The following is a 26,980-nucleotide window of genomic DNA, read 5'->3' as shown; positions in this document are numbered from 1 at the left end:
CGCGATGAACAAAGAAATTTTGGCTGTTGTTGAAGCCGTCTCCAACGAGAAATCACTGCCGCGTGAGAAGATTTTCGAAGCGCTGGAAAGTGCACTGGCTACAGCAACCAAGAAAAAATACGAACAAGAGATCGATGTTCGCGTAGAAATCGATCGTAAAAGCGGTGACTTCGATACATTCCGTCGTTGGGTAATCGTTGAAGAAGTGACCCAACCGACCAAAGAGATCACCCTGGAAGCGGCACGTTTTGAAGACGAAAGTCTGAACGTGGGTGACTACGTTGAAGATCAGATTGAATCTGTCACCTTCGACCGTATCACCACCCAGACCGCGAAGCAGGTTATCGTGCAGAAAGTTCGCGAAGCCGAGCGCGCGCTGGTTGTCGATCAGTTCCGCGATCAGGAAGGCGAAATCATCACTGGCGTGGTGAAGAAAGTGAACCGCGATAACATCTCTCTGGAGATCAAATCCGAAGGGCTGCCGGGTAACGCTGAAGCCGTTATCCTGCGTGAAGACATGCTGCCGCGTGAAAACTTCCGCCCAGGCGACCGTATTCGTGGTGTGCTGTATGCCGTACGTCCTGAAGCACGTGGTGCACAGCTGTTCGTGACGCGTTCTAAACCAGAAATGCTGGTTGAACTGTTCCGTATCGAAGTGCCGGAAATCGGCGAAGAAGTTATCGAAATCAAAGCGGCGGCCCGCGATCCGGGTTCCCGTGCGAAAATTGCGGTGAAAACCAACGACAAGCGTATCGACCCGGTCGGTGCTTGCGTCGGTATGCGTGGCGCACGTGTTCAGGCGGTTTCTACCGAACTGGGCGGCGAGCGTATTGATATCGTTCTGTGGGACGACAATCCGGCGCAGTTCGTGATCAACGCAATGGCACCGGCTGATGTGGCGTCTATCGTTGTTGACGAAGACAAACACACCATGGATATCGCTGTAGAAGCGGGCAACCTGGCGCAGGCGATTGGCCGTAACGGTCAGAACGTACGTCTGGCGTCACAGCTGAGCGGCTGGGAACTCAACGTGATGACCGTTGATGACCTTCAGGCCAAGCATCAGGCTGAAGCCCACGCGGCGATCGATACCTTCACCAAATACCTGGACATTGACGAAGACTTCGCCACTGTGCTGGTTGAAGAAGGTTTCTCTACGCTGGAAGAACTGGCCTACGTGCCAATGAAAGAGCTGCTGGAAATTGACGGTCTGGATGAACCAACCGTTGAAGCCCTGCGTGAACGCGCTAAAAACGCACTGACCACCCTGGCGCTGGCTCAGGAAGAAAGCCTTGGCGATAAGAAGCCGGCTGATGACCTGCTGAATCTGGAAGGTCTTGATCGTGCGATTGCGTTCAAGCTGGCTGCCCGTGGTGTTTGTACGCTGGAAGATCTCGCTGAGCAAGGCGTTGATGACCTGGCTGATATCGAAGGTTTAACCGACGAGAAAGCCGGCGAACTCATCATGGCCGCACGTAATATTTGCTGGTTCGGCGACGAAGCGTAATAAACTGTAGCAGGAAGGAACAGCATGACTGATGTAACTGTAAAATCGCTGGCTGCTGAGATTCAGACCTCCGTGGACCGCCTGGTACAGCAATTTGCTGATGCAGGGATCCCGAAGGCCGCTGATGACTCGGTGACCGCGCAAGAAAAACAAACCTTGTTAGCGCACCTGAACCGTGAACACGGCTCTACGCCTGACAAGTTAACGCTGCAGCGCAAAACGCGTAGCACGTTGAACATCCCTGGTACCGGTGGCAAAAGCAAATCGGTACAAATTGAAGTCCGCAAGACGCGCACCTTTGTAAAACGTGATCCGCAAGAGGCAGAACGCCTTGCTGCGGAAGAGCAGGCACAGCGTGAAGCGGAAGAACAAGCTCAGCGTGAGGCAGAAGCCACTGCTAAACGCGAAGCAGAATTAAAAGCTGAACGTGAGGCCGCAGAAAAAGCGAAACGCGACGCCGGTGAAAAAGCGAAGCGTGACGCTGCGGAAAAAGACAAAGTGAGCAATCAACAGACCGACGAAATGACCAAAACTGCCCAGGCTGAAAAAGCCCGCCGTGAAAATGAAGCTGCCGAGCTGAAGCGTAAAGCGGAAGAAGAAGCCCGCCGCAAGCTTGAAGAAGAAGCTCGCCGCGTCGCCGAAGAAGCGCGTCGCATGGCAGAAGAAAACGAGAAGAACGGTGTGAATACCGCTGAACCAACTGAAGACAACAGCGATTATCACGTAACCACTTCTCAGCATGCGCGCCAGGCAGAAGACGATAACGACCGTGAAGTTGAAGGTGGTCGTGGCCGTACTCGCAGTACAAAAGCGGCGCGTCCTGCGAAAAAAGGTAACAAGCACGCTGAATCTAAAGCTGACCGTGAAGAAGCACGTGCAGCGGTTCGCGGTGGTAAAGGCGGTAAGCGTAAAGGTTCCGCTCTGCAGCAGGGCTTCCAGAAGCCAGCTCAGGCCGTTAACCGTGACGTTGTGATCGGCGAAACCATCACCGTTGGCGAACTGGCTAACAAGATGGCGGTGAAAGGCTCTCAGGTCATCAAAGCGATGATGAAGCTGGGCGCAATGGCCACCATCAACCAGGTCATCGACCAGGAAACCGCACAGCTGGTTGCCGAGGAGATGGGCCACAAAGTTATCCTGCGTCGTGAAAACGAGCTGGAAGAAGCAGTAATGAGCGACCGTGATACGGGCGCAGCGGCTGAACCGCGCGCACCGGTTGTGACCATCATGGGTCACGTTGACCACGGTAAAACCTCTCTGCTTGACTACATTCGTTCTACTAAGGTTGCCTCCGGCGAAGCGGGTGGTATTACCCAGCATATCGGTGCTTACCACGTAGAAACCGAAAACGGCATGATCACCTTCCTGGATACCCCAGGCCACGCAGCGTTTACCTCAATGCGTGCTCGTGGTGCTCAGGCAACGGATATCGTTGTTCTGGTTGTTGCTGCCGATGATGGCGTGATGCCACAGACCATTGAAGCTATCCAGCACGCGAAAGCGGCGCAGGTGCCTTTGGTTGTTGCAGTCAACAAAATCGATAAGCCAGAAGCCGATATGGATCGCGTTAAGAACGAACTGTCACAGTACGGCGTTATGCCGGAAGAGTGGGGCGGTGAAGCGCAGTTTATCCCTGTTTCTGCAAAAGCAGGTACCGGTATCGACGACCTGCTGAACGCTATCCTGCTTCAGGCTGAAGTTCTGGAGCTGAAAGCGGTTCGTAAAGGTATGGCGAGCGGCGCGGTAATCGAATCCTTCCTGGATAAAGGTCGTGGTCCGGTTGCAACCGTTCTGGTTCGCGAAGGTACTCTGCACAAGGGCGACATCGTTCTGTGTGGTTTCGAATACGGTCGCGTTCGTGCGATGCGTAACGAACTGGGTCAGGAAGTGCTGGAAGCGGGTCCGTCCATCCCAGTGGAAATCCTCGGCCTGTCCGGTGTTCCGGCTGCCGGTGACGAAGTAACCGTGGTACGTGACGAGAAGAAAGCACGTGAAGTGGCGCTGTATCGTCAGGGTAAATTCCGTGAGGTGAAACTGGCTCGCCAGCAGAAATCTAAACTCGAGAACATGTTCGCCAACATGACTGAAGGCGAAGTTCACGAAGTGAACATCGTTCTGAAAGCGGACGTACAGGGTTCTGTGGAAGCGATCTCCGACTCCTTGCTGAAACTGTCTACCGACGAAGTGAAAGTGAAGATCATCGGTTCTGGCGTAGGTGGTATCACCGAAACCGACGCAACCCTGGCAGCCGCGTCCAACGCTATCCTGGTTGGCTTCAACGTTCGTGCTGACGCATCTGCGCGTAAAGTTATCGATGCTGAAAGCCTGGATCTGCGTTACTACTCCGTCATCTATAACCTGATTGACGAAGTGAAAGCAGCGATGAGCGGCATGCTGTCTCCTGAGCTGAAACAGCAGATCATCGGTCTGGCTGAAGTACGTGACGTGTTCAAATCACCGAAATTCGGTGCGATCGCGGGCTGTATGGTTACCGAAGGGACCATTAAGCGTCACAACCCAATCCGCGTACTGCGCGACAACGTGGTTATCTACGAAGGTGAGCTGGAATCCCTGCGCCGCTTCAAAGATGACGTTAACGAAGTTCGTAACGGCATGGAATGTGGTATCGGTGTTAAGAACTACAACGACGTTCGCGTTGGCGATATGATCGAAGTGTTCGAGATCATCGAAATTCAGCGTACCATCGCGTAATCTTCGTCAACTGAAGATTAATTAGCGTAGGCCGGGTAAGCGAAGCGCCACCCGGCAGTAATTTTAAAAAGGGGCTTAAGCCCCTTTTTTGTCTGGAGAATTTATTATGGCGAAAGAATTTGGTCGCCCACAGCGCGTCGCGCAGGAGATGCAGAAAGAGATCGCTCTCATTCTGCAACGTGAAATCAAAGATCCACGCGTGGGGATGATGACCACCGTGTCTGGCGTGGAAATGTCCCGCGACCTGGCGTACGCCAAAGTGTTTGTGACATTCCTGAATGACCAGGATGAAGACGCCGTGAAGAACGGCATTAAAGCGCTGCAGGAAGCCTCTGGTTTCATCCGCTCTCTGCTTGGCAAAGCGATGCGTCTGCGTATTGTGCCGGAGCTGACCTTCTTCTACGACAACTCGCTGGTTGAGGGTATGCGTATGTCCAACCTGGTGACCAGCGTGGTGAAACATGACGATGAGCGTCGTGTTAACCCGGCGGACGACAGCAAGGAGGACTGATGAGTCGTCCTCGTCGTCGCGGTCGTGACGTGCATGGCGTGCTGTTGCTGGATAAACCACAGGGCGCATCCAGCAACGACGTGCTGCAAAAAGTAAAGCGTATTTATAACGCCAATCGCGCGGGGCACACCGGCGCGCTGGATCCGCTGGCAACCGGGATGCTCCCGATCTGCCTGGGTGAAGCGACAAAGTTTTCCCAGTATCTGCTGGATTCCGATAAGCGCTACCGCGTGATTGCCAAATTGGGCCAGCGCACGGACACTTCCGATGCGGATGGTCAGGTGGTTGAAGAGCGCCCGGTAACCTTCAGCGCAGAGCAACTTGATGCGGCGCTGGAGAGCTTCCGGGGCGACACAATGCAGGTGCCGTCGATGTATTCGGCGTTGAAATATCAGGGCAAGAAGCTTTACGAATATGCGCGTCAGGGCATTGACGTTCCGCGTGAAGCCCGTCCGATTACCGTGTATGAGCTGTTGTTCATTCGCCACGAAGGTGATGAGCTGGAGCTGGAAGTACACTGTTCGAAAGGGACCTACATCCGCACCATCATTGACGACCTCGGTGAAAAGCTGGGCTGCGGCGCGCATGTGATTTATCTGCGTCGTCTGGCGGTCAGCAAGTATCCGGTCGAACGTATGGTAACGCTTGAGCATCTGCACGCCCTGGCTGAACAGGCGCAAGCGCAGGGAATTGCGTCGGCAGATCTGCTGGATCCGCTGCTGATGCCAATGGACAGTCCGGCAGCAAATTTCCCGGTTGTTAATCTTCCTTTAACATCGTCCGTTTACTTTAAGAACGGAAACCCGGTCCGCACAACGGGGGCGCCGCTTGAGGGCCTGGTCCGTGTGACGGAAGGGGAGGAAGGCAAGTTTATCGGGATGGGCGAAATGGACGGTGAAGGGCGCGTTGCCCCGCGTCGTCTGGTCGTCGAATACCCGGTCGAAGCGTGACGGTGATAACGCCTCACCTTGCGATAAGCAGGGGAGACGAGTAGAATATCGCCGCTTAACGCCTGGTAAATTGTTTAACAATCTGCGGGGCGTACATGGGATAGCTGAATTAGAGATCGGCATCCTTACATTCTTTATACTTTGGAGTTTGAAAATGTCTCTAAGCGTTGAAGCTAAAGCTAAAATCGTTTCTGAGTTTGGTCGTGGTACTAACGACAGCGGTTCTACCGAAGTTCAGGTTGCACTGCTGACTGCACAGATTAACCACCTGCAGGGTCACTTTGCAGAGCACAAAAAAGATCACCACAGCCGTCGTGGTCTGCTGCGTATGGTTTCTCAGCGTCGTAAACTGCTCGACTACCTGAAGCGTAAAGATGTTGCACGCTACACCGCGCTGATCGAGCGTCTGGGTCTGCGTCGCTAATTCTTGCGAGTTTCAGAAAAGGGGGCCTGATGGCCCCTTTTTTCAACCAGACGGCAGCAATTCAGGGGAAACTATTGTATTGTTGCTATAAATGATCTTCATTGCAGAGGTTCGCGCGGCTAATGAGAGGCTTCACCCATGGGGGTGTCGGTTGTCATTAGTCGCGAGGATGCGAAGAAGGTCGGGTTAAATCGTCAGCACACCTGAGGTGTGCTTTCAAACATTTAAGAAAGGACAGAATTTTGCTGAATCCGATCGTTCGTAAATTCCAGTATGGTCAGCATACCGTCACGCTGGAAACCGGCATGATGGCTCGTCAGGCTACTGCTGCCGTAATGGTAAGCATGGATGACACTGCTGTATTCGTTACCGTAGTTGGCCAGAAAAAAGCTAAACCAGGTCAGGACTTCTTCCCACTGACCGTGAACTACCAGGAGCGTACCTACGCTGCCGGTAAAATCCCGGGTGGCTTCTTCCGTCGTGAAGGCCGTCCAAGCGAAGGCGAAACCCTGATCGCGCGTCTGATTGACCGCCCGGTTCGTCCGCTGTTCCCGGAAGGTTTCGTCAATGAAGTGCAGGTTATCGCAACCGTTGTTTCCGTTAACCCACAGGTTAACCCGGACATCGTAGCGATGATCGGTGCGTCTGCTGCCCTGTCACTGTCTGGTATCCCATTCAATGGCCCAATCGGTGCCGCGCGCGTCGGTTACATCAACGACCAGTACGTGCTGAACCCAACTCAGGAAGAGCTGAAAGAGAGTAAGCTGGACCTGGTTGTTGCCGGTACTGAAGCAGCAGTTCTGATGGTTGAATCTGAAGCAGAACTGCTGAGTGAAGACCAGATGCTGGGCGCAGTGGTCTTCGGCCACGACCAGCAGCAGATTGTTATCCAGAACATCAACGACCTGGTGAAAGAAGCCGGTAAACCACGTTGGGACTGGCAGCCAGAAGCGGTAAACGACGCGCTGAACGCACGCGTAGCTGCACTGGCAGAATCTCGTCTGAGCGATGCATATCGCATTACAGACAAACAGGAGCGTTATGCTCAGGTTGACGTGATCAAAGATGAAACCATCGCAACCCTGATCGCGGAAGACGAAACGCTGGACGCTAACGAGCTGAGCGAAATCCTGCACGCTATTGAGAAAAACGTTGTTCGTAGTCGCGTACTGGCAGGCGAGCCGCGTATTGATGGCCGTGAAAAGGACATGATCCGTGGTCTGGATGTGCGTACTGGCGTGCTGCCACGTACTCACGGTTCCGCGCTGTTCACCCGTGGTGAAACCCAGGCGCTGGTTACCGCTACCCTGGGTACTGCACGTGACGCACAGAACATCGATGAACTGATGGGCGAGCGCACTGACAGCTTCCTGTTCCACTACAACTTCCCTCCGTACTCTGTGGGCGAGACCGGTATGGTTGGCTCACCGAAGCGTCGTGAAATTGGTCACGGTCGTCTGGCGAAGCGCGGCGTGCTGGCAGTAATGCCAGAAGCAGACAAATTCCCGTACACCGTACGTGTCGTGTCTGAAATCACTGAATCCAACGGTTCTTCTTCCATGGCTTCCGTGTGTGGTGCCTCTCTGGCGCTGATGGATGCAGGCGTGCCGATCAAAGCCGCCGTTGCGGGTATCGCAATGGGTCTGGTGAAAGAAGGCGACAACTTCGTTGTTCTGTCTGACATTCTGGGTGACGAAGATCACCTGGGTGATATGGACTTCAAAGTGGCGGGTTCCCGCGACGGTATCTCTGCCCTGCAGATGGATATCAAAATTGAAGGTATCACCAAAGAGATCATGCAGGTTGCTCTGAACCAGGCTAAAGGTGCGCGTCTGCACATTCTGGGCGTGATGGAACAGGCTATCAACGCACCACGCGGTGATATCTCTGAATTCGCTCCGCGTATTCACACCATCAAGATCAATCCAGACAAGATCAAAGATGTTATCGGTAAGGGCGGTTCTGTTATCCGTGCACTGACCGAAGAAACGGGCACCACCATCGAAATCGAAGATGACGGTACTGTGAAAATCGCAGCAACCGACGGTGAGAAAGCGAAATATGCTATCCGCCGTATCGAAGAGATTACAGCAGAAATCGAAGTGGGCCGTATCTACAATGGTAAAGTGACCCGTATCGTTGACTTTGGCGCATTCGTTGCCATCGGTGGCGGTAAAGAAGGTCTGGTACATATCTCTCAGATCGCTGACAAGCGCGTTGAGAAAGTGACCGATTATCTGCAAATGGGTCAGGAAGTACCGGTGAAAGTTCTGGAAGTTGACCGCCAGGGCCGTATCCGTCTGAGCATTAAAGAAGCAACCGAGCAGTCTCAGCCTGCTGCGGCGCCGGAAGCTCCGGCTGCTGAACAGCAGGGCGAGTAAGGTTGCCATTTGCCCTCCGCGCAGGCGGAGGGCTTATTATCAGGCAGGACGCCTTGTTAAGCCGCCGGGGGACAGGACGTTCATCCAATAGTTGTCTTCGGGAGTGGGAAATGAAGCCTTTTTTGCGCTGGTGTTTCGTTGCGACAGCTTTAACGCTGGCAGGATGCAGCAACTCTGCCTGGCGTAAGAGCGAAGTCCTCGCAGTGCCATTGCAACCGACTTTGCAGCAGGAAGTGATTCTGGCACGCATGGAACAAATACTTGCCAGTCGGGCTTTAACCGATGACGAACGCGCACAGCTTTTATATGAGCGCGGAGTGTTGTATGATAGTCTCGGTCTGAGGGCATTAGCGCGAAATGATTTTTCACAAGCGCTGGCAATTCGACCTGATATGCCTGAAGTATTCAATTACTTAGGCATTTATTTAACGCAGGCAGGCAATTTTGATGCTGCCTATGAAGCGTTTGATTCTGTACTTGAGCTTGATCCAACTTACAACTACGCGCACTTGAATCGCGGTATCGCATTGTATTACGGCGGTCGTGATAAGTTAGCGCAAGATGATCTGCTGGCGTTTTATCAAGACGATCCTAATGATCCTTTCCGCAGCCTGTGGCTTTACATCGTTGAGCAGAAGCTCGATGAGAAGCAGGCCAAAGAAGCACTGAAACAGCGCTTCGAGAAATCGGACAAGGAACAGTGGGGATGGAACATTGTCGAGTTCTACCTGGGCAACATTAGCGAAGCAACGCTGATGGAACGCCTCAAGGCGGACGCAACGGATAACACCTCGCTCGCTGAGCATCTCAGTGAAACCAACTTCTATTTAGGTAAGTACTACCTAAGTCTGGGGGATATGGACAGCGCTACGGCACTGTTCAAATTAGCGGTTGCTAACAACGTACATAACTTCGTTGAGCACCGTTATGCATTGTTGGAATTATCGCTCTTGGGCCAGGAGCAAGACGACCTGGCAGAATCGGACCAGCAATAGCTGACGACATAAACATCAGCCCGTAATCTTTTGATTGCCATCACCTTCACTGGTGAGGGCGTTGTTGTTCGTCAATACACCTAATTTGAGCCGGTTCACACTTTTCAATGAAAATTGCTAATCATTTTCACGATGAGCTAAGTAGACTGGCCGCCATTAATATCGAGGCACTTGTACTACATGGCTGAATTCGAAACCACTTTTGCAGATCTGGGCCTGAAGGCTCCTATCCTTGAAGCCCTTAACGATCTGGGTTACGAAAAACCATCTCCGATCCAGGCTGAGTGTATCCCACACCTGCTTTCTGGTCGTGACGTGCTGGGCATGGCCCAGACCGGTAGCGGTAAAACCGCAGCATTCTCGCTGCCGCTGCTGAACAACATTGATCCGGACCTGCGTGCGCCGCAGATCCTCGTCCTGGCTCCAACCCGTGAACTGGCTGTTCAGGTTGCTGAAGCAATGACGGAATTCTCTAAACATATGCGCGGCGTAAACGTGGTAGCCCTGTACGGCGGCCAGCGTTATGACGTGCAGTTACGCGCCCTGCGCCAGGGCCCACAGATTGTTGTCGGTACGCCGGGCCGTCTGCTGGATCACCTGAAGCGCGGTACCCTGGACCTCTCTAAGCTGAGCGGCCTGGTACTGGATGAAGCAGATGAAATGCTGCGTATGGGCTTCATCGAAGACGTTGAAACCATCATGGCGCAGATCCCGGAAGGTCATCAGACCGCTCTGTTCTCTGCAACCATGCCAGAAGCGATCCGTCGTATTACCCGCCGCTTCATGAAAGAGCCGCAGGAAGTGCGTATTCAGTCTAGCGTGACCACTCGCCCGGACATCAGCCAGAGCTACTGGTCTGTATACGGCATGCGCAAAAACGAAGCGCTGGTCCGTTTCCTGGAAGCGGAAGATTTTGATGCGGCGATTATCTTCGTACGTACCAAAAACGCGACCCTGGAAGTGGCTGAAGCGCTGGAGCGTAGCGGCTACAACAGCGCAGCGCTGAACGGCGACATGAACCAGGCGCTGCGTGAGCAGACTCTGGAGCGTCTGAAAGACGGTCGTCTGGATATCCTGATTGCAACCGACGTGGCAGCACGTGGTCTGGACGTTGAGCGTATCAGCCTGGTTGTAAACTACGATATCCCAATGGACTCCGAGTCTTACGTTCACCGTATCGGCCGTACCGGTCGTGCGGGTCGTGCGGGCCGTGCGCTGCTGTTCGTTGAGAACCGCGAGCGTCGTCTGCTGCGTAACATTGAACGCACCATGAAGCTGACCATTCCAGAAGCTGAGCTGCCAAACGCAGAACTGCTGGGCAAACGCCGTCTGGAAAAATTCGCCGCGAAAGTACAGCAGCAGCTGGAAAGCAGCGATCTGGATCAGTACCGTGCGCTGCTGTCCCAGATCCAGCCTGTCGCTGAAGGCGAAGAGCTGGATATGGAAACCCTGGCCGCAGCACTGCTGAAAATGGCGCAGGGCGAACGTAGCCTGATCGTGCCACCTGATGCACCGATGCGTCCTAAGCGTGAGTTCCGTGACCGTGACGATCGTTTCGAACGTCGTGGCGACCGTAACGACCGTGGTCCACGCGGTGACCGTCCAGAGCGTGGTGGTGAAGACCGTCCACGTCGCGAGCGTCGTGACGCTGGCGAAATGGAACTGTATCGCATTGAAGTGGGCCGTGATGATGGTGTTGAAGTTCGTCACATCGTTGGCGCGATCGCTAATGAAGGCGACATCAGCAGCCGTTACATCGGTAACATCAAGCTGTTCGGTTCACACTCAACGATCGAGCTGCCAAAAGGCATGCCGGGCGAAGTACTGCAGCACTTTACTCGCACCCGCATTCTGAACAAGCCAATGAACATGCAACTGATGGGTGATGCACAGCCTCGCTCTGACCGCGGTGGCGAACGCCGTGGCGGTGGTCGCAGCTTCGGTGGCGAGCGTCGTGAAGGCGGTCGTAGCGAAGGTCGCACTGGCGAACCTCGTCGTTTCTCCGGCGAGCGCCGTGAAAATCGTGGCCCACGCCGCGAAGAAGGCACCAGCCGTCGTCGTTTCGGTGACGCGTAAGCCTTTTCGCTTTTGACGTAAAGTAAAATATACAGCCCCGATAGTTGTTATCGGGGCTTTTTTTATTCCTTTTGTACTCTTGTACTGGTACAGTGCATCACATTAAAATGCACACCACATTTTTGACTGGAGATAAGGCCGCATGGCAACACTAACCACCACCCAAACGTCACCTTCGCTGCTTGGCGGCGTGGTGATCATCGGCGGAACCATTATTGGTGCCGGGATGTTCTCCCTGCCAGTGGTTATGTCCGGTGCGTGGTTCTTCTGGTCGCTGGCGGCGCTGGTTTTCACCTGGTTCTGCATGCTCCATTCCGGGCTGATGATCCTTGAAGCAAACCTGAACTACCGCATTGGCTCCAGCTTCGACACCATCACCCGAGATCTGCTGGGCAAAGGCTGGAACCTGGTGAACGGGTTGTCCATCGCGTTTGTACTCTATATCCTGACCTACGCGTACATTTCAGCGAGCGGGTCGATTCTGCATCACACCTTCTCCGAGATGTCGCTGAACGTTCCGGCGCGTCTGGCGGGTCTCTGCTTCGCGCTGGGCGTGGCGTTTATCGTCTGGATGAGTACCAAAGCGGTCAGCCGCATGACGGCGATCGTGCTGGGCGCCAAGGTCATCACCTTCTTCCTGACCTTCGGCAGCCTGCTGGGGCACGTCACGCCGGCCACGCTGTTTAACGTTGCGGAAGTGAACACCTCCTACACGCCATACCTGCTTATGACGTTGCCATTCTGTCTGGCGTCGTTCGGCTACCACGGCAACGTACCGAGCCTGATGAAGTACTACGGCAAGGATCCGCGCACCATCGTGAAATGCCTGATTTACGGCACGCTGCTGGCGCTGGGGCTGTATGTGATCTGGCTGCTGGGGACGATGGGTAACATCCCGCGTCCGGAATTTATCGGCATTGCGCAGAAGGGCGGCAACATTGATGTGCTGGTACAGGCGCTGAGTGGCGTGCTGAACAGCCGCAGTCTGGATCTGCTTCTGGTGGTCTTCTCTAACTTTGCGGTGGCGAGCTCATTTCTCGGTGTGACGCTGGGCCTGTTTGACTACCTGGCAGATCTGTTTGGTTTTGATGACTCTGCGATGGGGCGCTTCAAAACGGCGCTGTTAACCTTCCTGCCGCCGATTGTGGGCGGCCTGCTGTGGCCGAACGGTTTCCTGTACGCCATCGGCTATGCAGGACTGGCGGCTACCATCTGGGCGGCGATTGTACCGGCGCTGCTGGCGCGTAAATCACGTAAGCGCTTCGGCAGCCCGAAATTCCGCGTCTGGGGCGGAAAACCGATGATTGCGCTGATCCTCGTATTTGGTCTCGGCAACGCGGTGGTGCACATGTTGTCGAGTTTTAATCTGTTGCCTGTGTATCAGTAAACAGAAAGCCCGGTGGCGCTACGCTTACCGGGCCTACAGGGATCGCGTAGGCCGGATAAGGCGAAGCCGCCATCCGGCAAAAAACTACCCCACCAACTCCTCTTTCACCTGCATCGCCAGATCAAATGAATGCAAACGCGCCTGATGATCGAAAATCTGGCCGTTGACCATAATTTCATCCGCCTGCGTTTCTCGTAGCACTGCCTCCAGACCGTGACGCACCTTCGCCTTATCACCCACCAGCGACATGCTCAGGGCCTGCTGCACGCCATACTGCTCGGAGGCCGACCACAGCTGATGCATATTTTCTACCGGTGGTGGCAACTGGCCCGTCTCGCCGCGACGCAGCTTCACAAACGCCTGCTGCATGGAGGTAAACAGGAATTCCGCGTCGCGGTTGCTGTCGGCGGCAATGATATTGATGCACACCATCGCATACGGCTTCTCAAGACGCTCGGAAGGCTTGAAGTTTGTGCGGTAGAGATGCAGAGCCTGATGCAGCATATCCGGTGCGAAGTGGGAAGCGAACGCGAACGGCAGCCCCAGCTGTGCGGCAAGCTGTGCGCTGTACAGACTTGAGCCTAACAGCCACACCGGGATTTTCTCGCCGTAGCCCGGCACCGGGCGCACGTGCGGGTTAGGATCGCTCGCATCGAACCAGTCTACCAGCTCCGCTACATCACGCGGGAAGTTGTCGATATCGCCGCTCATATGGCGACGCAGGGCGCGCATGGTCGGCTGGTCGCTGCCCGGCGCGCGGCCAAGACCCAAATCAATGCGACCGGGGTAGAGTGTATTCAGGGTGCCAAACTGCTCGGCAATCACCAGCGGGGCATGGTTCGGCAGCATCACGCCACCGGAGCCAAGGTGCAAAGTAGTGGTATTCGCCGCCAGATAGCCAATCAGTACTGAGGTGGCGGCGCTGGCGATGCCCACCATATTATGGTGCTCCGCCAGCCAGTAGCGGTGATAGCCACGTTTTTCGGCAAGCTGAGCCAGATCCAGAGAGTGCGAAAAGGCTTCTCTTGCCGAGGAGCCTTGTGGAATCGGTGCCAGATCCAGCACCGAAAACGGAATGGTTTTGTCATTCATAACAGCTCACTTTGTCGACGGTCAATCTTTAATACTGCATTAAAAAATGATAACCGTTGTTAACAAAGTGAGCTTTTTTACCCCTGCAATTCCAGCCCGGCGAGACGTTTCCAGTAACCGTTGCAGTCGCTGTTTGCCGTCAGCGGCAGCGGCGAGGCGCCGTTTTCGTTGGCGCGGAAGGCGTCCAGCATGGCGAACACGCCGGTATCGAGAGGCGAAAGACGCACCATATCCACCAGCCCATGCATTGACGCCAGCTCGTTGCCGAGGTTATAGACGTAACCGCTCATAGTCTGAATGCCGTTGAGGACAAACACCTGCTGATTCTCCTGCGACAGCATGCTGCGTCCGTTCGGGTACTTAATGCAGCAGGTTTCACACTCGTCTTTCGGGCGATCTTCGGAACGCGCGGTGAAGCAGCGGGCAGAGTAGGCCAGCGGCAGATGGCCGTAGCTCAGCACTTCGACTTCAAACTGATTGCGAATGCCCAGCTCGTCACACTGATTTAGCAGGTTGACCAGCCAGTCGCGGGAGAGCTCAACCGGCATGCACCAGCGTGTCATCCCCTGTTTGAGCAGCAGGCGCAAGGTCACCGCGTTATAGCAGTTCAGCGCATGTCCGGCGACAAACGGCAGCTTACGCTCGGCGCACATGTTCACCACGCCCAGGTCGCTCGCCTCCAGCAGGAACTCACCGTTTTCGACGTAGCGCTTCAGCTCGCCCAGTTCAGAGGACGCCTGCACCAGCGCCAGCGTCGAGAGCACCACCTGCTTGCCGCTGCCGGCCAGGCTTTTCGCCATATCCAGCCAGTCGCCCACTTTGGTGGCGCGGCGCTTGCTGCACACCGCTTCGCCGAGGTAAATCACATCGGCGCTGCTGTTAGCCGCCTGCTGGTAAAAAACTTCCAGCGTCTCTTTTGGCCAGTAGTAAAGCACCGGCCCTAATGAATATTTCATGATTATCTCACTGCCATTTACGGTGATACGCGCCGAGCGTGGTTTGCGTGCCTTCGGACATCGCGCCGAGCGTCTCCATCCAGGCCGCCTGCGGGGCGTAGTTTTGCGGGTCCGCCATGCAGCGGTCGATGGCCTGACGCCACACCTTCGCCACCTGGCTCACGTAGGCCGGGCTACGCTGGCGGCCTTCGATTTTCACCGAGGCAATGTTGGCGGCCAGCAGTTCCGGCAGCAGCTCCAGCGTGTTGAGGCTGGTGGGCTCCTCCAGCGCGTGGTAGCGCTCGCCGTCCACCAGATAGCGGCCTTTGCACAGCGTCGGGTAGCCCGCGTTTTCACCGTCCTGATAGCGGTCGATTAACACGTTATTCAGGCGCGACTCCAGTCCCTGCGGCGTTTGCTGCCAGCGAACGAAGCGGGCAGGCGAGCAGGCACCGACGGTGTTTGGCGATTCCCCGGTAAGATAGGAAGAAAGATAGCAGCGGCCTTCGGCCATGATGCACAGGCTGCCGAAGGCAAAAACCTCCAGCGGCACTGGCGTGACGCGCGCCAGTTGCTTAACCTGATGAATAGAGAGCACGCGCGGAAGTACCACGCGGGCTACGTCAAAGTGTCGATGATAAAAACGCACGGCCTCTTCATTGGTGGCCGATGCCTGAACAGAGACGTGGCGCTCAATATGCGGATAACGTTCTGCCGCATACTCAAGCATAGCGAGGTCGGCCAGGATCAACGCATCGGCACCCAGCTGGGCCGCCATATCCACGGCGCGCTGCCAGCGGGCGTAGCCATCAGGATGGGCAAAGGTATTGATGGCGATGTGCAGTTTGCGCCGGTGCTGGTGAACGAAGTTAACGGCTTCCTGAAGCTTTTTCTCCGTAAAGTTAAGACCCGCAAAATGGCGGGCGTTGGTATCATCTTTCAGCCCGATATAGACCGCATCGGCCCCATTTTCGATGGCCGCCTTAAGCGCCGGAAGGTTTCCGGCAGGGCAGAGCAGCTCCATAATTTATCCCGATGTTGTCGATCGCAGGGATCGTAAAAAATGTTAACGAGCTGGGATTTTAATTAACCCATACGCGACAATTTTTGATTTAAGGCAGCTAATGGCGTATTGATGGCACCAATAATGAGGTATACCGGACAACGGTTTGTTGATTTACGCCGCTATCTTCTTGTCGGGATATGGCAAAATAGCAGGATTATAGCTATCAGGGAGTAAAGCTCGTGCTGGATAAACTGCGTTCACGTCTCGTACAATTCGGTCCATCAATGCTGAGCGTGCCGGTAAAACTGGCGCCGTTCGCGCTTAAACGCCAGGTGCTGGAACAGGTACTGAGCTGGCAGTTCCGCCAGGCGCTACAGGACGGTGAGCTTGAGTTTCTGGAAGGCCGCTGGTTAAAGATTGAAGTACGCGATATCGGGTTGCGCTGGTTTACTTCCGTAGAGAACGATCGGCTTATCGTCCGTGAAACCGCCGAGGCGGATGTCAGCTTTAGCGCGGATGCCAGCGATCTGCTGATGATCGCCGCGCGCAAACAGGATCCGGACACCCTCTTCTTCCAGCGTCGTCTGGTGATTGAAGGCGACACGGAGCTCGGTCTGTACGTCAAAAATTTAATGGATGCCATTGAGCTGGAGCAGATGCCGAAAGCACTGCGTATGATGTTGATGCAAATGGCAGATTTCGTTGAGGCCGGGCTAAAAACCCCGCCGGACAGTAAACACACTTCAGTAGGTGAACCATGCTGATTCGAGTCGAAATTGGGATTGATGCGCCGGGTATCGATGCGTTGTTACGCCGCTCTTTTGCAGGCGACGCCGAAGCTCAACTGGTTCACGATCTTCGCGAAGATGGCCTGATTACGCTGGGCCTGGTTGCCACCGACGATGAAGGGCAGGTAGTCGGCTACGTGGCGTTCAGTCCGGTGATTGTGCAGGGCGAAGAGTTACAGTGGGTCGGCATGGCGCCGCTGGCGGTGGATGAAAACTACCGTGGACAGGGCCTGGCACGCCAGCTGGTCTATGAAGGGCTGGATTCCCTGAATGAATTCGGCTATGCCGCTGTCGTCGTTCTGGGCGATCCGGCGTTCTACGAGCGTTTAGGCTTTGAGCCAGCGTCCAGATACGATCTGCGCTGCCACTGGCCAGGCACGGAAACATCTTTCCTGGTACATCCTCTGGCGGACGATTCGCTCGACGGCGTTACCGGTCTGGTGGAGTACCACGATCATTTCAATCGTTTTTAAGCAGGCTTTCGCGTAGCGCCTCGAAAGAGCCGTCCCCGTTGACGAGACGCTCTTTCTGGCGCTTCGTCAGCTGCTTGATGCGGTATTCCAGCCTGAGCGCCAGGGATCTGTCGCCCACGGCGGCTGAAAACGCCAGCTGAAGTTCACCTTTCCCCCGCAGTGCTTTCGCCCCTTTTCCCGTTTGATGTTGTAAAAAACGCCGTGCCACATCGGTAGTGATCCCGGTGTAGAGTGCGTTATCAGCGGTTCGGACAAGATAGAGAAACCAGCACACGGTAAACAGATTCAGTATGTTAAGGTGAACGCACCATAGCATGAGAGAGAGCGAAAATGGAAACACTGGCCGCCATTAACCGCTGGCTGGCAAAGCAGCATGTTGTGACCTGGTGCGTCTGTAAAGACGAGGAGATGTGGTGCGCAAATGCCTTTTATTACTACGATCCCGAGCGCGTGGCCTTTTACGTGATGAGCGAAGACAAAACGCGGCATGCGCAGATGACGGGCCAACAGGCAAAAGTGGCGGGCACGGTAAATGGTCAGCCTAAAACCGTTGCGCTGATCCGCGGGGTCCAGTTCAAAGGCGAAATTCGTCGCCTGGAAGGTGAGGAAAGCGACGCCCAGCGTAAACGCTATACGCGCCGCTTCCCTGTGGCCGCAGCGCTAAAAGCCCCGGTGTGGGAAATCCGCCTCGATGAGCTGAAATTTACCGACAACACCCTGGGCTTTGGCAAGAAGCTGCACTGGTTACGCACCGAGCAGGCGTAGCGCTTCGCGGTTAAACGCTGGAAGATCGTCCGGCGTACGGCTGGTGATCAGCTGATCGTTATCGTTCACCACTTCCTGATCGTAGAACTCGGCACCGGCGTTTTTCAGATCGATAACGATCGGTTTCACCGCGGTGAGCTTACGCCCGCGTACCACCTCGGCGCTGATCAGCAGCTGCGGGCCGTGGCAAATGGCAAACACCGGTTTACCGGTGCCGACGAAGTCACGGGTAAAGGTGACGAAACGCTCGTCCCCGCGCAGGGAATCCGGTGAATGGCCGCCCGGTAACAGCAGGGCGTCGAAATCCGACGGGCTGACGTTATCAATGGATTCGTCAATGGTCACGCTGGCTTCACCCTTGTGGCCCTTCACGGTTTTACCCGCTTCTTTTTCGATGGTGACCACCTCGTGGCCCGCCTTGCGGAATGCCTCTGCTGGCGACGTAAATTCTGAATCTTCAAACTCGTCGGTAATCAAGACTGCGATTTTTTTACCCATGCTTCCTCCGTTGTTTTCGCTTCAGACTGTTTTTTTCCCGTTTGTGGTAAATACTTACCGGTAACAGACTTTTAAGTGTGGTAGAGCAGGCCCAGATCGCAAACGGACAATTCTGTAAAGGGGACAAGATGAGTCAGGTACTGATTACCGGCGCAACCGGGCTGGTGGGTGGACATTTGCTGCGGCTGTTGATCCAGGATCGGCATATCAACTATATCGCCGCCCCGACGCGTCGCCCGCTGTTGGATATCACCGGCGTCTATAACCCGCACGATCCCCAGCTTACCGACGCGCTGGCGCAGGTGCAGGATCCCATTGATATCGCCTTTTGCTGCCTTGGCACTACCCGACGGGAAGCGGGCAGTAAAGAAGCCTTTGTCCATGCAGATTACACGCTGGTGGTAGATACCGCCCTGACGGCCAAGAAGCTGGGTGCTAAGCATTTCCTGGTGGTCAGCGCGCACGGCGCGAACGCAGGCTCGCCGTTTTTTTACAACCAGGTGAAGGGCAAAATGGAAGAGGCGTTAATCGCGCAGCAATGGGAGCGCCTGACCATCGTACGGCCTTCCATGCTGATGGGCCACCGCGACGAACGGCGTTTTAACGAGTCTTTTTTCGCTCCGCTGTTTCGCATCCTGCCCGGTAACTGGAAGTCCATCGAGGCGCGGGATGTCGCGCAGGCGATGCTGAAAGAGGCACTGGCTCCGTCGCAAGAGGGGGTTAATATTATCCCTTCGGCAAAACTGCGTGAAATCGCGCAGGGCGAGGCGTAAACTTCCCCGGCTTATTAAATTACACCTTCCGGGGAATGGTATGACTGGTCAGTCTTCATCTCAGGCGGCAACACCTGTTCAGTGGTGGAAGCCCGCACTCTTCTTTCTCGTGGTCATCATTGGCCTCTGGTATGTGAAATGGCAGCCGTACTACGGTAAAGCCTTCACCGCCGCCGACACCCACAGCATCGGTAAATCGATTCTCGCGCAGGCCGATTCCAGCCCGCTTCGCGCGGCGTGGGATTACGCAATGGTCTATTTTCTTGCCGTCTGGAAAGCGGCGGTATTGGGCGTATTGCTGGGCTCGCTGATTCAGGTACTTATCCCGCGTAACTGGCTGATAAAAACCCTGGGACAACCGCGCCTGCAGGGCACGCTGCTGGGAGCGATTTTCTCCCTGCCGGGCATGATGTGCTCCTGCTGCGCTGCACCGGTGGCGGCGGGTATGCGCCGACAGCGCGTGTCGATGGGCGGCGCGCTTGCCTTCTGGATGGGTAACCCCCTGCTGAACCCGGCAACGCTGGTGTTTATGGGCTTCGTTCTCGGCTGGCATTTCGCGTTTATCCGTCTGGCGGCTGGCCTGCTGACGGTGGTGCTTGTCGCTACGCTGGTGCAGCACCTGGTGAAAGACAACGAGGCCGGGCCTGCCTCCGTTGAGCTGGACCTCAGCGATCCGCAGGGCAGTTTCTTAGCTCGCTGGGGCAAAGCGCTGTGGCAGCTTTTCTGGAGCACAATCCCGGTCTATATCCTGGCCGTACTGGTGCTCGGGGCGGCGCGCGTCTGGCTGTTCCCGCATGCGGATGGCGCTATCGACAACACGCTGATGTGGGTGATTGCGATGGCGGTGGCCGGTTGCCTGTTTGTGATCCCAACCGCGGCGGAGATCCCGATTATTCAGACCATGATGATGGCTGGCATGGGTACCGCACCGGCGCTGGCGCTTCTCATCACGCTGCCGGCGGTGAGCCTGCCGTCGCTGATCATGCTGCGTAAGTCATTCCCGGCGAAAGCGCTGTGGCTGACGGCGGGGCTGGTGGCGTTGAGCGGAGTGATTGTAGGGAGTATGGCGCTGGTGTGAAAGAAAGCCCGGTGGCGCTGGCGCTTACCGGGCTTACAGTCAGGTGTGAATTACTTGATATAAGTAAACGCGGTGGTGACGTGCTTCACGCCGCTCACCCGGCTGGCGATATCCGCCGCCGCTTTCCCTTCACGTTCTGTCACCAGGCCCAGCAGGAACACTTCGCCGTTCTCAGTGGTTACTTTCACGTTTGAGGATTTCACCTGGTCGGTACCCAGCAGCTGGGAACGCACTTTGGTGGTGATCCAGGTATCAGATGACGCGGTGCCGAGACCAATCGGCTGGCCCTGGCGGATCTCGTTAAACACTTCCGCCGTACCTTCTACGCCCATCGCGATCTGTTTGGCGCGCGAGGCGAGTTCAGGGGTTGGCGCCTGGCCTGCCAGCAGAACTTTGCCCTGATAAGCCGTCACGTTAATGCGTGCTTCCTTCTTGATCTGTTCGTCTTTCGACAGCGCACTGTTTACGCGCAGCTCAAGCGTACCGTCATCCACCTGCGTCCCAACGGTACGCGGATCGGTCGCTGCTTTGGTGCCGACCGCTGCGGTACCGACTACAGCGGCAGCGATGCATCCCTGAAGCAGTAATGCAGACATCACGACTGCAAGGGCCGATAAAACCTTCATGAGAACTCCTTAATCATCCTGGTGAGGGAAAAGCGTGTTATCGATCAGATCGCATAAGCAGTTCACCGTGAGCATATGCATCTCCTGGATGCGGGCGCTACGGTGCGAAGGAATGCGGATCTCCACATCCTGCGGCCCCAGCAGGCCAGCCAGCTCACCGCCGTCGTAACCGGTCAGGGCGACAATCGTCATGTCCCGGGTTACTGCCGCTTCAACCGCCTTAACGATATCCCGGCTGTTACCGCGCGTGGAGATCGCCAGCAGCACGTCTCCGGCATGGCCTAAGGCGCGCACCTGCTTGGCGTAAATTTCGTCATGCAGACGATCGTTGGCAATCGCAGTTAAGACCACGTTATCGGTGTTTAGTGCAATGGCTGGTAAACTCGGTCGCTCGGTTTCGAAGCGATTGATCATGCTGGCAGCAAAATGCTGTGCGTTGGCGGCGGACGTGCCATTGCCACAACAGAGGATTTTGTTGCCGTTGAGCAGCGACTGAACCAGCGTCATCGCTGCACGCGAGATCGCGTCCGGAAGGGCTTCCGCTGCGGCAATCTGCGTTTGAATGCTTTCTGTGAAGCACACTTTTATTCGTTCGAGCACGGTATCCCTTTAAAATCTTATTTATGCGTCTTCGCCAAACGCGTTTTTAAGCCAGTCGATCGCATTTCCGGTGAAGGCTACCACATCGAAACGGCAATCCACAGTATCAAAACTCCCATTATGGCGGGCAAGCCACAAGTGGGCAGTCTGTAATAATTTTTGTTGTTTGGCGAGCGTCACGCTGGCGGCAGCACCGCCAAAACGGGACGACTGTCGGTAGCGTACTTCAACAAACACGATGGTTTGACCGTCTTTCATAATCAGGTCAATCTCGCCGCCGCGCCCGCGAACGTTGGCGGCGACAAAGCGCAGTCCTTTGCCTTCAAGCCAGCGGCGCGCTTTTAGCTCCCACGCGTCGCCGGTCTCTTTGCGGCTTAACTGGCCGGGACAATCTGCCCCTGCTGGTATTTGAGCCATGATAACTTCCTGTTAATCACACAATCCTGATCGGCGGTCAGATCGCCGGTATTCCCGTTAAGCTCAAAGCCCGGTACCTGGCGCATCTGGGTAAAGTGGTTTGCCAGCGCCCAGGCATCGACGCCCATCGCGTACAGGCGCGCCAGGGAATAATCATTGCGCACCGCGCCCAGCGCCTGCTGCATCAACTGCGGGTTGCTGCCTGCCAGCATAGGGATCTCGCTGTATTGCAGTCCTTCCATTTCCAGACGGAAATCCGGGCCTGCGGTACCCTGTGCGCTGCGGGAGCTGGCGTAGAGCGTTGCGCCGCTCTGGCTGCCGTTACGCATGGCGATCATTGGTTTGATAAAGGCGATCTCTTCCGGCGTAGCGACGATGTATGCCGAATCCACTTTACCGCCGCCGCTGATTTGCGCGTCGGTAGGGGGGGCTGGGATCGTCAGACCGCCGATGGTGACGCTCTGCTGCTGCGGCAGGCTGGCGGATACCGGGCTACCGTTGAGGGCAATACCTGCCCCGCCGTTCACGCCCGCTCTCAGTTCGGAAGCTGAGCCAAATTTCTGCTGCAACACCACGCCACCGCCAAGGGTCTGCCACTCTTGCGCAAAGGCGTTGGCAACGCGGTCGCCCAGCGTGCTGCGTGGGATCAGCAGCAGCGGCGCCTGCTTGCCCTGCTCGTGAATATGACGGGCCGCATCGCGGGCTTCATCCTCCGGAGAGAGGGCGAAGTAACAGATATTGGCGCGGTTCTGAACCTGCTCAGGCTGGTTAAGCGCAAGCACGTTCAGCGTGGTGTTGCTCTTCATCAGCGCTTCCACGTTGTTTTTCAACAGCGGGCCGACAACGATGCTGGCCCCGTCCTGCTGAACCTGCGCCAGCACCTGGTCAAGCGGCTGGGCGCTGGTGTCGTAGATTTTCAACTCTGCACCAGGGTTAGCGCTGGTGGTGGCCACAGCCTGCGGCTGGGCTGCTGGCTGCTGTTCCGGCTGCGCGGTTTGCGGCTGAGGTTGTTCTGCCGTCGCGGGCGCCGGAGTTTCAGCCGGGGCCTGTGTTGCCGCAGGCGCTGAGGTAGCGGGTTGCGTCGTTGGGGCGGTAACCGGATTCTGCATGGTGCCCTGGGCAGGGGTTTGCGCGGTGGTCAGGTCGCTGGTTTCGGCGGCTGACGGACTGACGACGTCATTCACATTCGCCGCCTGTGCTGCCTGCGCCGGAACGGCGCTGCCGGTGACGGCGGTAGTGCCGTTTTTCGCGGCTTCAAAACCTTGCTGAATGGCGCGGCCAAACACCGCTGCCTGGCCGTTTAACGGCAGCAGCAGGGCGATTTTGCTGGTGGAGGCGGGCTTAAAGTTTTGCACGTTCACCAGCTGCGTTGGCAGCATTTTTGCTCCCGGGTTTTGCGGGTAGCGCTTTTGCCAGTCGGTAATGCCGGCTTTCAGCATGTTCGGATCGCTGCGGTTGTTGAACCACATCTGTTGCAGATCCAGCCAGCCTTGCAGGACATTTTCATCGGCGTTGATCACCAGCGCTCTGGCCTGATCCTGGGTCATGGAGGCGAGTGCCTGCCAGGTTGCGTCAATATTTTTCTGCTTGTCCGCACCCGCGAGCAGAGGCTCCTGGGCAATCAGCGCGCGGAGAAGCGTCAGGGAGGGGCGACCCTGCTCAGCGGTGATACCGGCCTGCCAGAAACGGGCCTGCTGATTCTTATCCAGCGCGCTCAGTTCGATAGTGCCGAGGATCTTCTTCGCGCCGTCGAAATCTTTCTGCGCGACCTTCAGTTCTGCCGACAGCAGCGTCTGCTCATGGCGCTGATCGTCGTTAAGATCCTGCGGCAGTTGGCTGAACAGCTCGGCGGCCTGCTGGGTTTTTCCTTCCTTCAGCAGCGCACGAATGGCGAGTAATTGCCAGTTGATCCTGGTATCATTTGAACTCTGCGACATTTGTTGCAGATAAAAGCCAGAATCAGCCTGAGCGGATCCCTGCATATGAGCAGTGCTCTGGTCGGGTGCCTGGGTGCCGCAGCCGGTAAAGATCAGGGCTGCCAGCAGGAGGGGCACGCTGTGCGCGGCTTTTTTTCGAAGAAACGTTAACGGTACCATACTGTATCCAGTGATTTTTTTACGCAATGCTCAATATTAAATCGGCAATACGGACGAAACAATGAAACAACACGAAACGGCAGATAATTCTCAAGGCCAGCTTTATATTGTACCTACTCCTATCGGGAATTTGTCTGATATTACCCAACGTGCACTCACTGTATTGCAAGCTGTTGATTTAATTGCTGCTGAAGACACCCGTCATACCGGTTTACTGCTGCAGCACTTTGCCATTAACGCCCGTTTGTTTGCCCTGCACGATCACAATGAGCAACAAAAAGCCGAAACGCTGGTGGCGAAGCTGAAAGAAGGGCAGAACATCGCGCTGGTCTCCGATGCGGGTACGCCGCTTATCAATGATCCGGGTTACCATCTGGTGCGCACCTGCCGTGAAGCAGGGATCCGCGTTGTGCCGCTGCCGGGGCCGTGTGCTGCTATTGCCGCATTAAGTGCGGCGGGCCTGCCGTCCGATCGTTTCTGCTACGAAGGTTTCCTGCCTGCTAAATCCAAAGGCCGTCGCGACGTGTTAAAGGATCTGGAAGCAGAGCCGCGTACCCTGATTTTTTACGAATCAACCCACCGCCTGCTGGAAAGCCTGGAGGATATGGTTACCGTCTGGGGCGAATCCCGCTACGTGGTGCTGGCGCGCGAGCTGACCAAAACCTGGGAAACCATTCACGGCGCGCCGGTTGGCGAACTGCTGGCGTGGGTGAAAGAGGATGAGAACCGCCGCAAGGGCGAAATGGTGCTGATTGTCGAAGGGCATAAAGCGCAGGAAGACGCCCTGCCTGCCGATGCGCTGCGTACGCTGACCCTGCTACAGGCTGAACTGCCCCTGAAAAAAGCGGCGGCGCTGGCGGCGGAGATCCACGGCGTGAAGAAAAATGCGCTGTATAAATATGCGCTGGAGCAGCAGGGGGAGTAAGCCCCTGCCGCCTGTTTTGCCGGGTGGCGGCTTCGCCTTACCCGGCCTACACCGTGTCAAAGCCTCACTATTTTCCCGGCATCGCCTCAAACACCAGCGTTTCCAGCGGTTGCAGCGTAATCACCACAGCGTTTTTATACTCCTCTGGTACGGTCGAATTACTGCCGTACACGGCTTTCAGGGTAAACTGCGAGCGCTCTCCTGCCGGGATCTCAAAATCTTTGGTTAAATCCAGGTAGTAACGTTGCGGCTTATCCGACGGGTTGCGTAAACCAAAAATCGCTTTGTCTTTACTCCATGAGGCCCAGCCGTAAACCTCAAGCGAAGTTGGGTCACCGCCAATCCAGTGCGTATCCACCAGCACGCTGGCATTCTCACGCGACCACTTCGCCGCCTGTGCCAGGGTGTCCCACTTCGCCTTGTTAAGCATGGACGGCGTGATGTACAGCTCCTGAAGTTGAGTTCCGGTCGCGAAGTAGCTCCAGACCTGATCGGCAAAATCACCGTCCGTTTGTACTTTCTCCAGTCCATAGTAAGCGTTCTCTGCACTGACGATCCCGTGGTACATCAGGGAGTTCAGCGGGAACAGCGGGCCTTTGCGTACGATGGAGCGATAAGTTTCGGCATCCCGGTAGGTCATCCACTGCTGCACTGGCGTGCCGGGACCGTACAGGTTGATATCATCGCCCTGACGCCAGATTGAATCTGCATAGAACAGCCAGGACGGGCTCGCGTCGGTCCCGGTGGTCAGGTTGATAAACAGGTTCGGGTTTGCGCTGCGCATGTTGTGCACCAGGGCAATGGACGCGTCAAAATCCGATGCAAATGGACTGCCCTTGATATGCGAATTGGCGTTACCCATTCCGTCGAGCTTGAACGAGGTAATGTGCTCGTTTTTAATCAGCTTAATGATCTGGTCGTTAAAGTTTTTAAAGTAGTTCGGCCCCGACAGCGCCAGCTTGCCGTCTACGGTTTCGAAACCATACTCTTTTGCATGCGAGACGCGAATATCGCGCGGCTTGTTGTAACCGCCCCACGGTGAAAGCCACAGCCCAACCGAGCTATGCAGGCTATCGGCTTTTTCCCTGACTTTGCCAAAACCGTTGCTGAATGCCGGGCCAAACAGCCAGCGTCCGGTGCGATCGTCCCAGCCATCGTCCAGCAGGAACGCGTCCAGCGCCACCCCGCGTCCGGCAATAAATTCTTTATTCCATTCGTCCATCCGTCCAATGACATCCTGCTCGGAGTAAGGAGTAAAGAAGCCAATGTCCATCCAGCTGTTGTAGTGCAGATAAGGCTTATAAGGCCGCGGGCGCACGGCATCGATAAACTGGTTTACGCTGCGCCGCAGCTGATTAGTTTCCGGGAAAGTGCCGAACCAGGTGGTAAAACTGACCGGTGTCTCAGGCAGAATTGGCGTTTTCAGCTCCACGTTGAGGTTCGTGGTGGCTTCATAAGCGTAAGTATTCACAATCGGTTTGTCTGGCAGGATGAAGAACGAGTCGGCCACGATTGGCGAGCTGTTAATCGCCCCGTCAACGTAAGGTGCCTGAGACTGCTTCTTCGTCGGGAAGAAGGTCATTTTCGCTACGTCCCGCGGCTGCCCGACGGCGGCGATGGTGTAGCCGACGCTGGCGTATTTTCCCTTCACCAGGTTCAGTTTCACCGTTACGTTAAAATCCGGATGCGTAAAGTCGATGACTATCGCGTTGTCCTGCTTTTCGACGTGCTTGATTTTGAAATCAGCGGTGTGGATTTTTGTTTCATCCGGCAGCGTCAGAAAGAACAACTCCTGGGGCGTGAGTGGATGGTTAGCTTTGCTGTCCGTTACTACTACCGTTGCATTTGCATCATCAAACGAAAGGGCAATATTGTTGTTACTGAGCGCGTAGTTTGCTGCCGCCGCGCCATGAGAAACACAGAGAGCCAGCAGCGAGAGAGTGAGCCTTGTTTTCATCGGGGTAA

General features: G+C 55.8%; 26 protein-coding genes. 16 read left to right on the top strand and 10 right to left on the bottom strand.

Annotated features, from left to right (window positions below):
- The first annotated feature begins 4 nt into the window (after positions 1–4).
- The 10 genes from nusA (at position 5) to mtr (ending at position 12,943) form a co-directional block, all read left to right on the top strand.
- Entirely contained in the window at positions 5–1,507 is a 1,503-nt protein-coding gene (nusA, locus tag HWQ15_RS05225) for a transcription termination factor NusA (protein WP_003861798.1), read from the top strand.
- A gap of 24 nt (positions 1,508–1,531) precedes the next feature.
- Positions 1,532–4,219, top strand: coding sequence for a translation initiation factor IF-2 (gene infB, locus HWQ15_RS05220; RefSeq protein ID WP_022649517.1), 2,688 nt, complete (start codon positions 1,532–1,534; stop codon positions 4,217–4,219).
- Between the two features lie 106 nt (positions 4,220–4,325).
- On the top strand, positions 4,326–4,730 hold the full coding sequence (rbfA, locus tag HWQ15_RS05215) for a 30S ribosome-binding factor RbfA (RefSeq protein ID WP_003861793.1): 405 nt from the start codon (positions 4,326–4,328) through the stop codon (positions 4,728–4,730).
- Complete coding sequence (truB, locus tag HWQ15_RS05210; protein WP_063149065.1) at positions 4,730–5,680, top strand: tRNA pseudouridine(55) synthase TruB; 951 nt, start codon at positions 4,730–4,732, stop codon at positions 5,678–5,680. The genes rbfA and truB overlap by 1 nt, the downstream gene beginning before the upstream one ends.
- A gap of 154 nt (positions 5,681–5,834) precedes the next feature.
- Positions 5,835–6,104, top strand: coding sequence for a 30S ribosomal protein S15 (gene rpsO, locus HWQ15_RS05205; RefSeq protein WP_003861789.1), 270 nt, complete (start codon positions 5,835–5,837; stop codon positions 6,102–6,104).
- Positions 6,105–6,346: 242 nt separating this feature from the next.
- Positions 6,347–8,485, top strand: coding sequence for a polyribonucleotide nucleotidyltransferase (gene pnp / locus HWQ15_RS05200; RefSeq protein ID WP_022649515.1), 2,139 nt, complete (start codon positions 6,347–6,349; stop codon positions 8,483–8,485).
- Between the two features lie 110 nt (positions 8,486–8,595).
- Positions 8,596–9,480, top strand: a complete 885-nt coding sequence (nlpI, locus tag HWQ15_RS05195) for a lipoprotein NlpI (protein ID WP_003861782.1) — start codon at positions 8,596–8,598, stop codon at positions 9,478–9,480.
- Positions 9,481–9,587: 107 nt separating this feature from the next.
- Positions 9,588–9,668 (top strand): protein YrbN, encoded by an 81-nt coding sequence (gene yrbN, locus HWQ15_RS05190; protein WP_097397692.1) that lies wholly within the window; start codon positions 9,588–9,590, stop codon positions 9,666–9,668.
- Entirely contained in the window at positions 9,661–11,556 is a 1,896-nt protein-coding gene (locus HWQ15_RS05185; RefSeq protein ID WP_022649514.1) for a DEAD/DEAH family ATP-dependent RNA helicase, read from the top strand. The genes yrbN and HWQ15_RS05185 overlap by 8 nt, the downstream gene beginning before the upstream one ends.
- Positions 11,557–11,698: 142 nt before the next feature.
- Positions 11,699–12,943 carry a tryptophan permease gene (mtr, locus tag HWQ15_RS05180; protein WP_038416787.1) on the top strand — a complete coding sequence of 415 codons (1,245 nt, stop codon included), beginning with the start codon at positions 11,699–11,701 and terminating at the stop codon, positions 12,941–12,943.
- Between the two features lie 84 nt (positions 12,944–13,027).
- On the opposite strand, the gene HWQ15_RS05175 is transcribed toward mtr, so the two are convergent.
- From HWQ15_RS05175 to HWQ15_RS05165, 3 genes are all read right to left on the bottom strand, one after another.
- Positions 13,028–14,035: an LLM class flavin-dependent oxidoreductase gene (locus HWQ15_RS05175; protein ID WP_063215977.1), complete on the bottom strand. Its 1,008-nt coding sequence runs from the start codon at positions 14,033–14,035 to the stop codon at positions 13,028–13,030.
- A gap of 77 nt (positions 14,036–14,112) precedes the next feature.
- A complete protein-coding gene (locus tag HWQ15_RS05170; RefSeq protein ID WP_063149066.1) occupies positions 14,113–14,991 on the bottom strand; it encodes a U32 family peptidase in 879 nt (292 codons plus the stop codon).
- A gap of 7 nt (positions 14,992–14,998) precedes the next feature.
- Complete coding sequence (locus HWQ15_RS05165; RefSeq protein WP_022649510.1) at positions 14,999–15,994, bottom strand: peptidase U32 family protein; 996 nt, start codon at positions 15,992–15,994, stop codon at positions 14,999–15,001.
- 221 nt (positions 15,995–16,215) lie between these two features.
- Between HWQ15_RS05165 and HWQ15_RS05160 the strand changes: the two genes are divergently transcribed.
- Positions 16,216–16,740, top strand: a complete 525-nt coding sequence (locus tag HWQ15_RS05160) for an SCP2 domain-containing protein (protein WP_003861771.1) — start codon at positions 16,216–16,218, stop codon at positions 16,738–16,740.
- On the top strand, positions 16,734–17,237 hold the full coding sequence (locus HWQ15_RS05155) for a GNAT family N-acetyltransferase (protein WP_022649509.1): 504 nt from the start codon (positions 16,734–16,736) through the stop codon (positions 17,235–17,237). The genes HWQ15_RS05160 and HWQ15_RS05155 overlap by 7 nt, the downstream gene beginning before the upstream one ends.
- On the opposite strand, the gene HWQ15_RS05150 is transcribed toward HWQ15_RS05155, so the two are convergent.
- Positions 17,224–17,553, bottom strand: coding sequence for a GIY-YIG nuclease family protein (locus tag HWQ15_RS05150; protein WP_003861768.1), 330 nt, complete (start codon positions 17,551–17,553; stop codon positions 17,224–17,226). The genes HWQ15_RS05155 and HWQ15_RS05150 overlap by 14 nt on opposite strands.
- A 14-nt stretch (positions 17,554–17,567) precedes the next feature.
- Between HWQ15_RS05150 and HWQ15_RS05145 the strand changes: the two genes are divergently transcribed.
- Positions 17,568–18,002: a YhbP family protein gene (locus HWQ15_RS05145; RefSeq protein WP_022649508.1), complete on the top strand. Its 435-nt coding sequence runs from the start codon at positions 17,568–17,570 to the stop codon at positions 18,000–18,002.
- Here HWQ15_RS05145 and HWQ15_RS05140 read toward each other — a convergent pair.
- On the bottom strand, positions 17,982–18,500 hold the full coding sequence (locus HWQ15_RS05140) for a type 1 glutamine amidotransferase domain-containing protein (protein WP_015571965.1): 519 nt from the start codon (positions 18,498–18,500) through the stop codon (positions 17,982–17,984). The two genes, HWQ15_RS05145 and HWQ15_RS05140, sit on opposite strands and share 21 nt — an antisense overlap.
- Before the next feature lie 128 nt (positions 18,501–18,628).
- Between HWQ15_RS05140 and HWQ15_RS05135 the strand changes: the two genes are divergently transcribed.
- Together HWQ15_RS05135 and HWQ15_RS05130 are read left to right on the top strand one after the other, a co-directional pair.
- Positions 18,629–19,273: an NAD(P)H-binding protein gene (locus tag HWQ15_RS05135; RefSeq protein ID WP_022649507.1), complete on the top strand. Its 645-nt coding sequence runs from the start codon at positions 18,629–18,631 to the stop codon at positions 19,271–19,273.
- Positions 19,274–19,313: 40 nt separating this feature from the next.
- Entirely contained in the window at positions 19,314–20,351 is a 1,038-nt protein-coding gene (locus tag HWQ15_RS05130; protein WP_063149067.1) for a permease, read from the top strand.
- 50 nt (positions 20,352–20,401) lie between these two features.
- Here HWQ15_RS05130 and dolP read toward each other — a convergent pair whose 3' ends face one another.
- Genes dolP through HWQ15_RS05110 form a run of 4 tightly spaced genes read right to left on the bottom strand, consistent with a single transcriptional unit; the run spans position 20,402 to position 24,090 of the window.
- Positions 20,402–20,977 (bottom strand): division/outer membrane stress-associated lipid-binding lipoprotein, encoded by a 576-nt coding sequence (gene dolP / locus HWQ15_RS05125; RefSeq protein ID WP_022649505.1) that lies wholly within the window; start codon positions 20,975–20,977, stop codon positions 20,402–20,404.
- Between the two features lie 9 nt (positions 20,978–20,986).
- Positions 20,987–21,577 (bottom strand): DnaA initiator-associating protein DiaA, encoded by a 591-nt coding sequence (diaA, locus tag HWQ15_RS05120; protein ID WP_003861754.1) that lies wholly within the window; start codon positions 21,575–21,577, stop codon positions 20,987–20,989.
- Positions 21,578–21,598: 21 nt separating this feature from the next.
- On the bottom strand, positions 21,599–21,994 hold the full coding sequence (locus tag HWQ15_RS05115; protein WP_063149068.1) for a YraN family protein: 396 nt from the start codon (positions 21,992–21,994) through the stop codon (positions 21,599–21,601).
- Complete coding sequence (locus HWQ15_RS05110) at positions 21,952–24,090, bottom strand: penicillin-binding protein activator (protein ID WP_045622090.1); 2,139 nt, start codon at positions 24,088–24,090, stop codon at positions 21,952–21,954. The genes HWQ15_RS05115 and HWQ15_RS05110 overlap by 43 nt, the downstream gene beginning before the upstream one ends.
- A 61-nt stretch (positions 24,091–24,151) precedes the next feature.
- On the opposite strand from HWQ15_RS05110, the gene rsmI reads away from it, so the two are divergent.
- The gene (gene rsmI / locus HWQ15_RS05105) at positions 24,152–25,015 is read left to right on the top strand and encodes a 16S rRNA (cytidine(1402)-2'-O)-methyltransferase (RefSeq protein ID WP_023307053.1); all 864 of its coding nucleotides are present in this window, start codon (positions 24,152–24,154) and stop codon (positions 25,013–25,015) included.
- 67 nt (positions 25,016–25,082) lie between these two features.
- Here the strand turns inward: rsmI and HWQ15_RS05100 are convergent, their stop codons facing one another.
- Positions 25,083–26,972 carry a hypothetical protein gene (locus HWQ15_RS05100; protein ID WP_063149069.1) on the bottom strand — a complete coding sequence of 630 codons (1,890 nt, stop codon included), beginning with the start codon at positions 26,970–26,972 and terminating at the stop codon, positions 25,083–25,085.
- Between the last annotated feature and the right edge of the window lie 8 nt (positions 26,973–26,980).

This window comes from Enterobacter sp. DSM 30060 (assembly GCF_013375955.1).
Lineage (GTDB): Bacteria > Pseudomonadota > Gammaproteobacteria > Enterobacterales > Enterobacteriaceae > Enterobacter > Enterobacter intestinihominis.
This window is presented reverse-complemented; position numbering and strand designations above follow the sequence as displayed.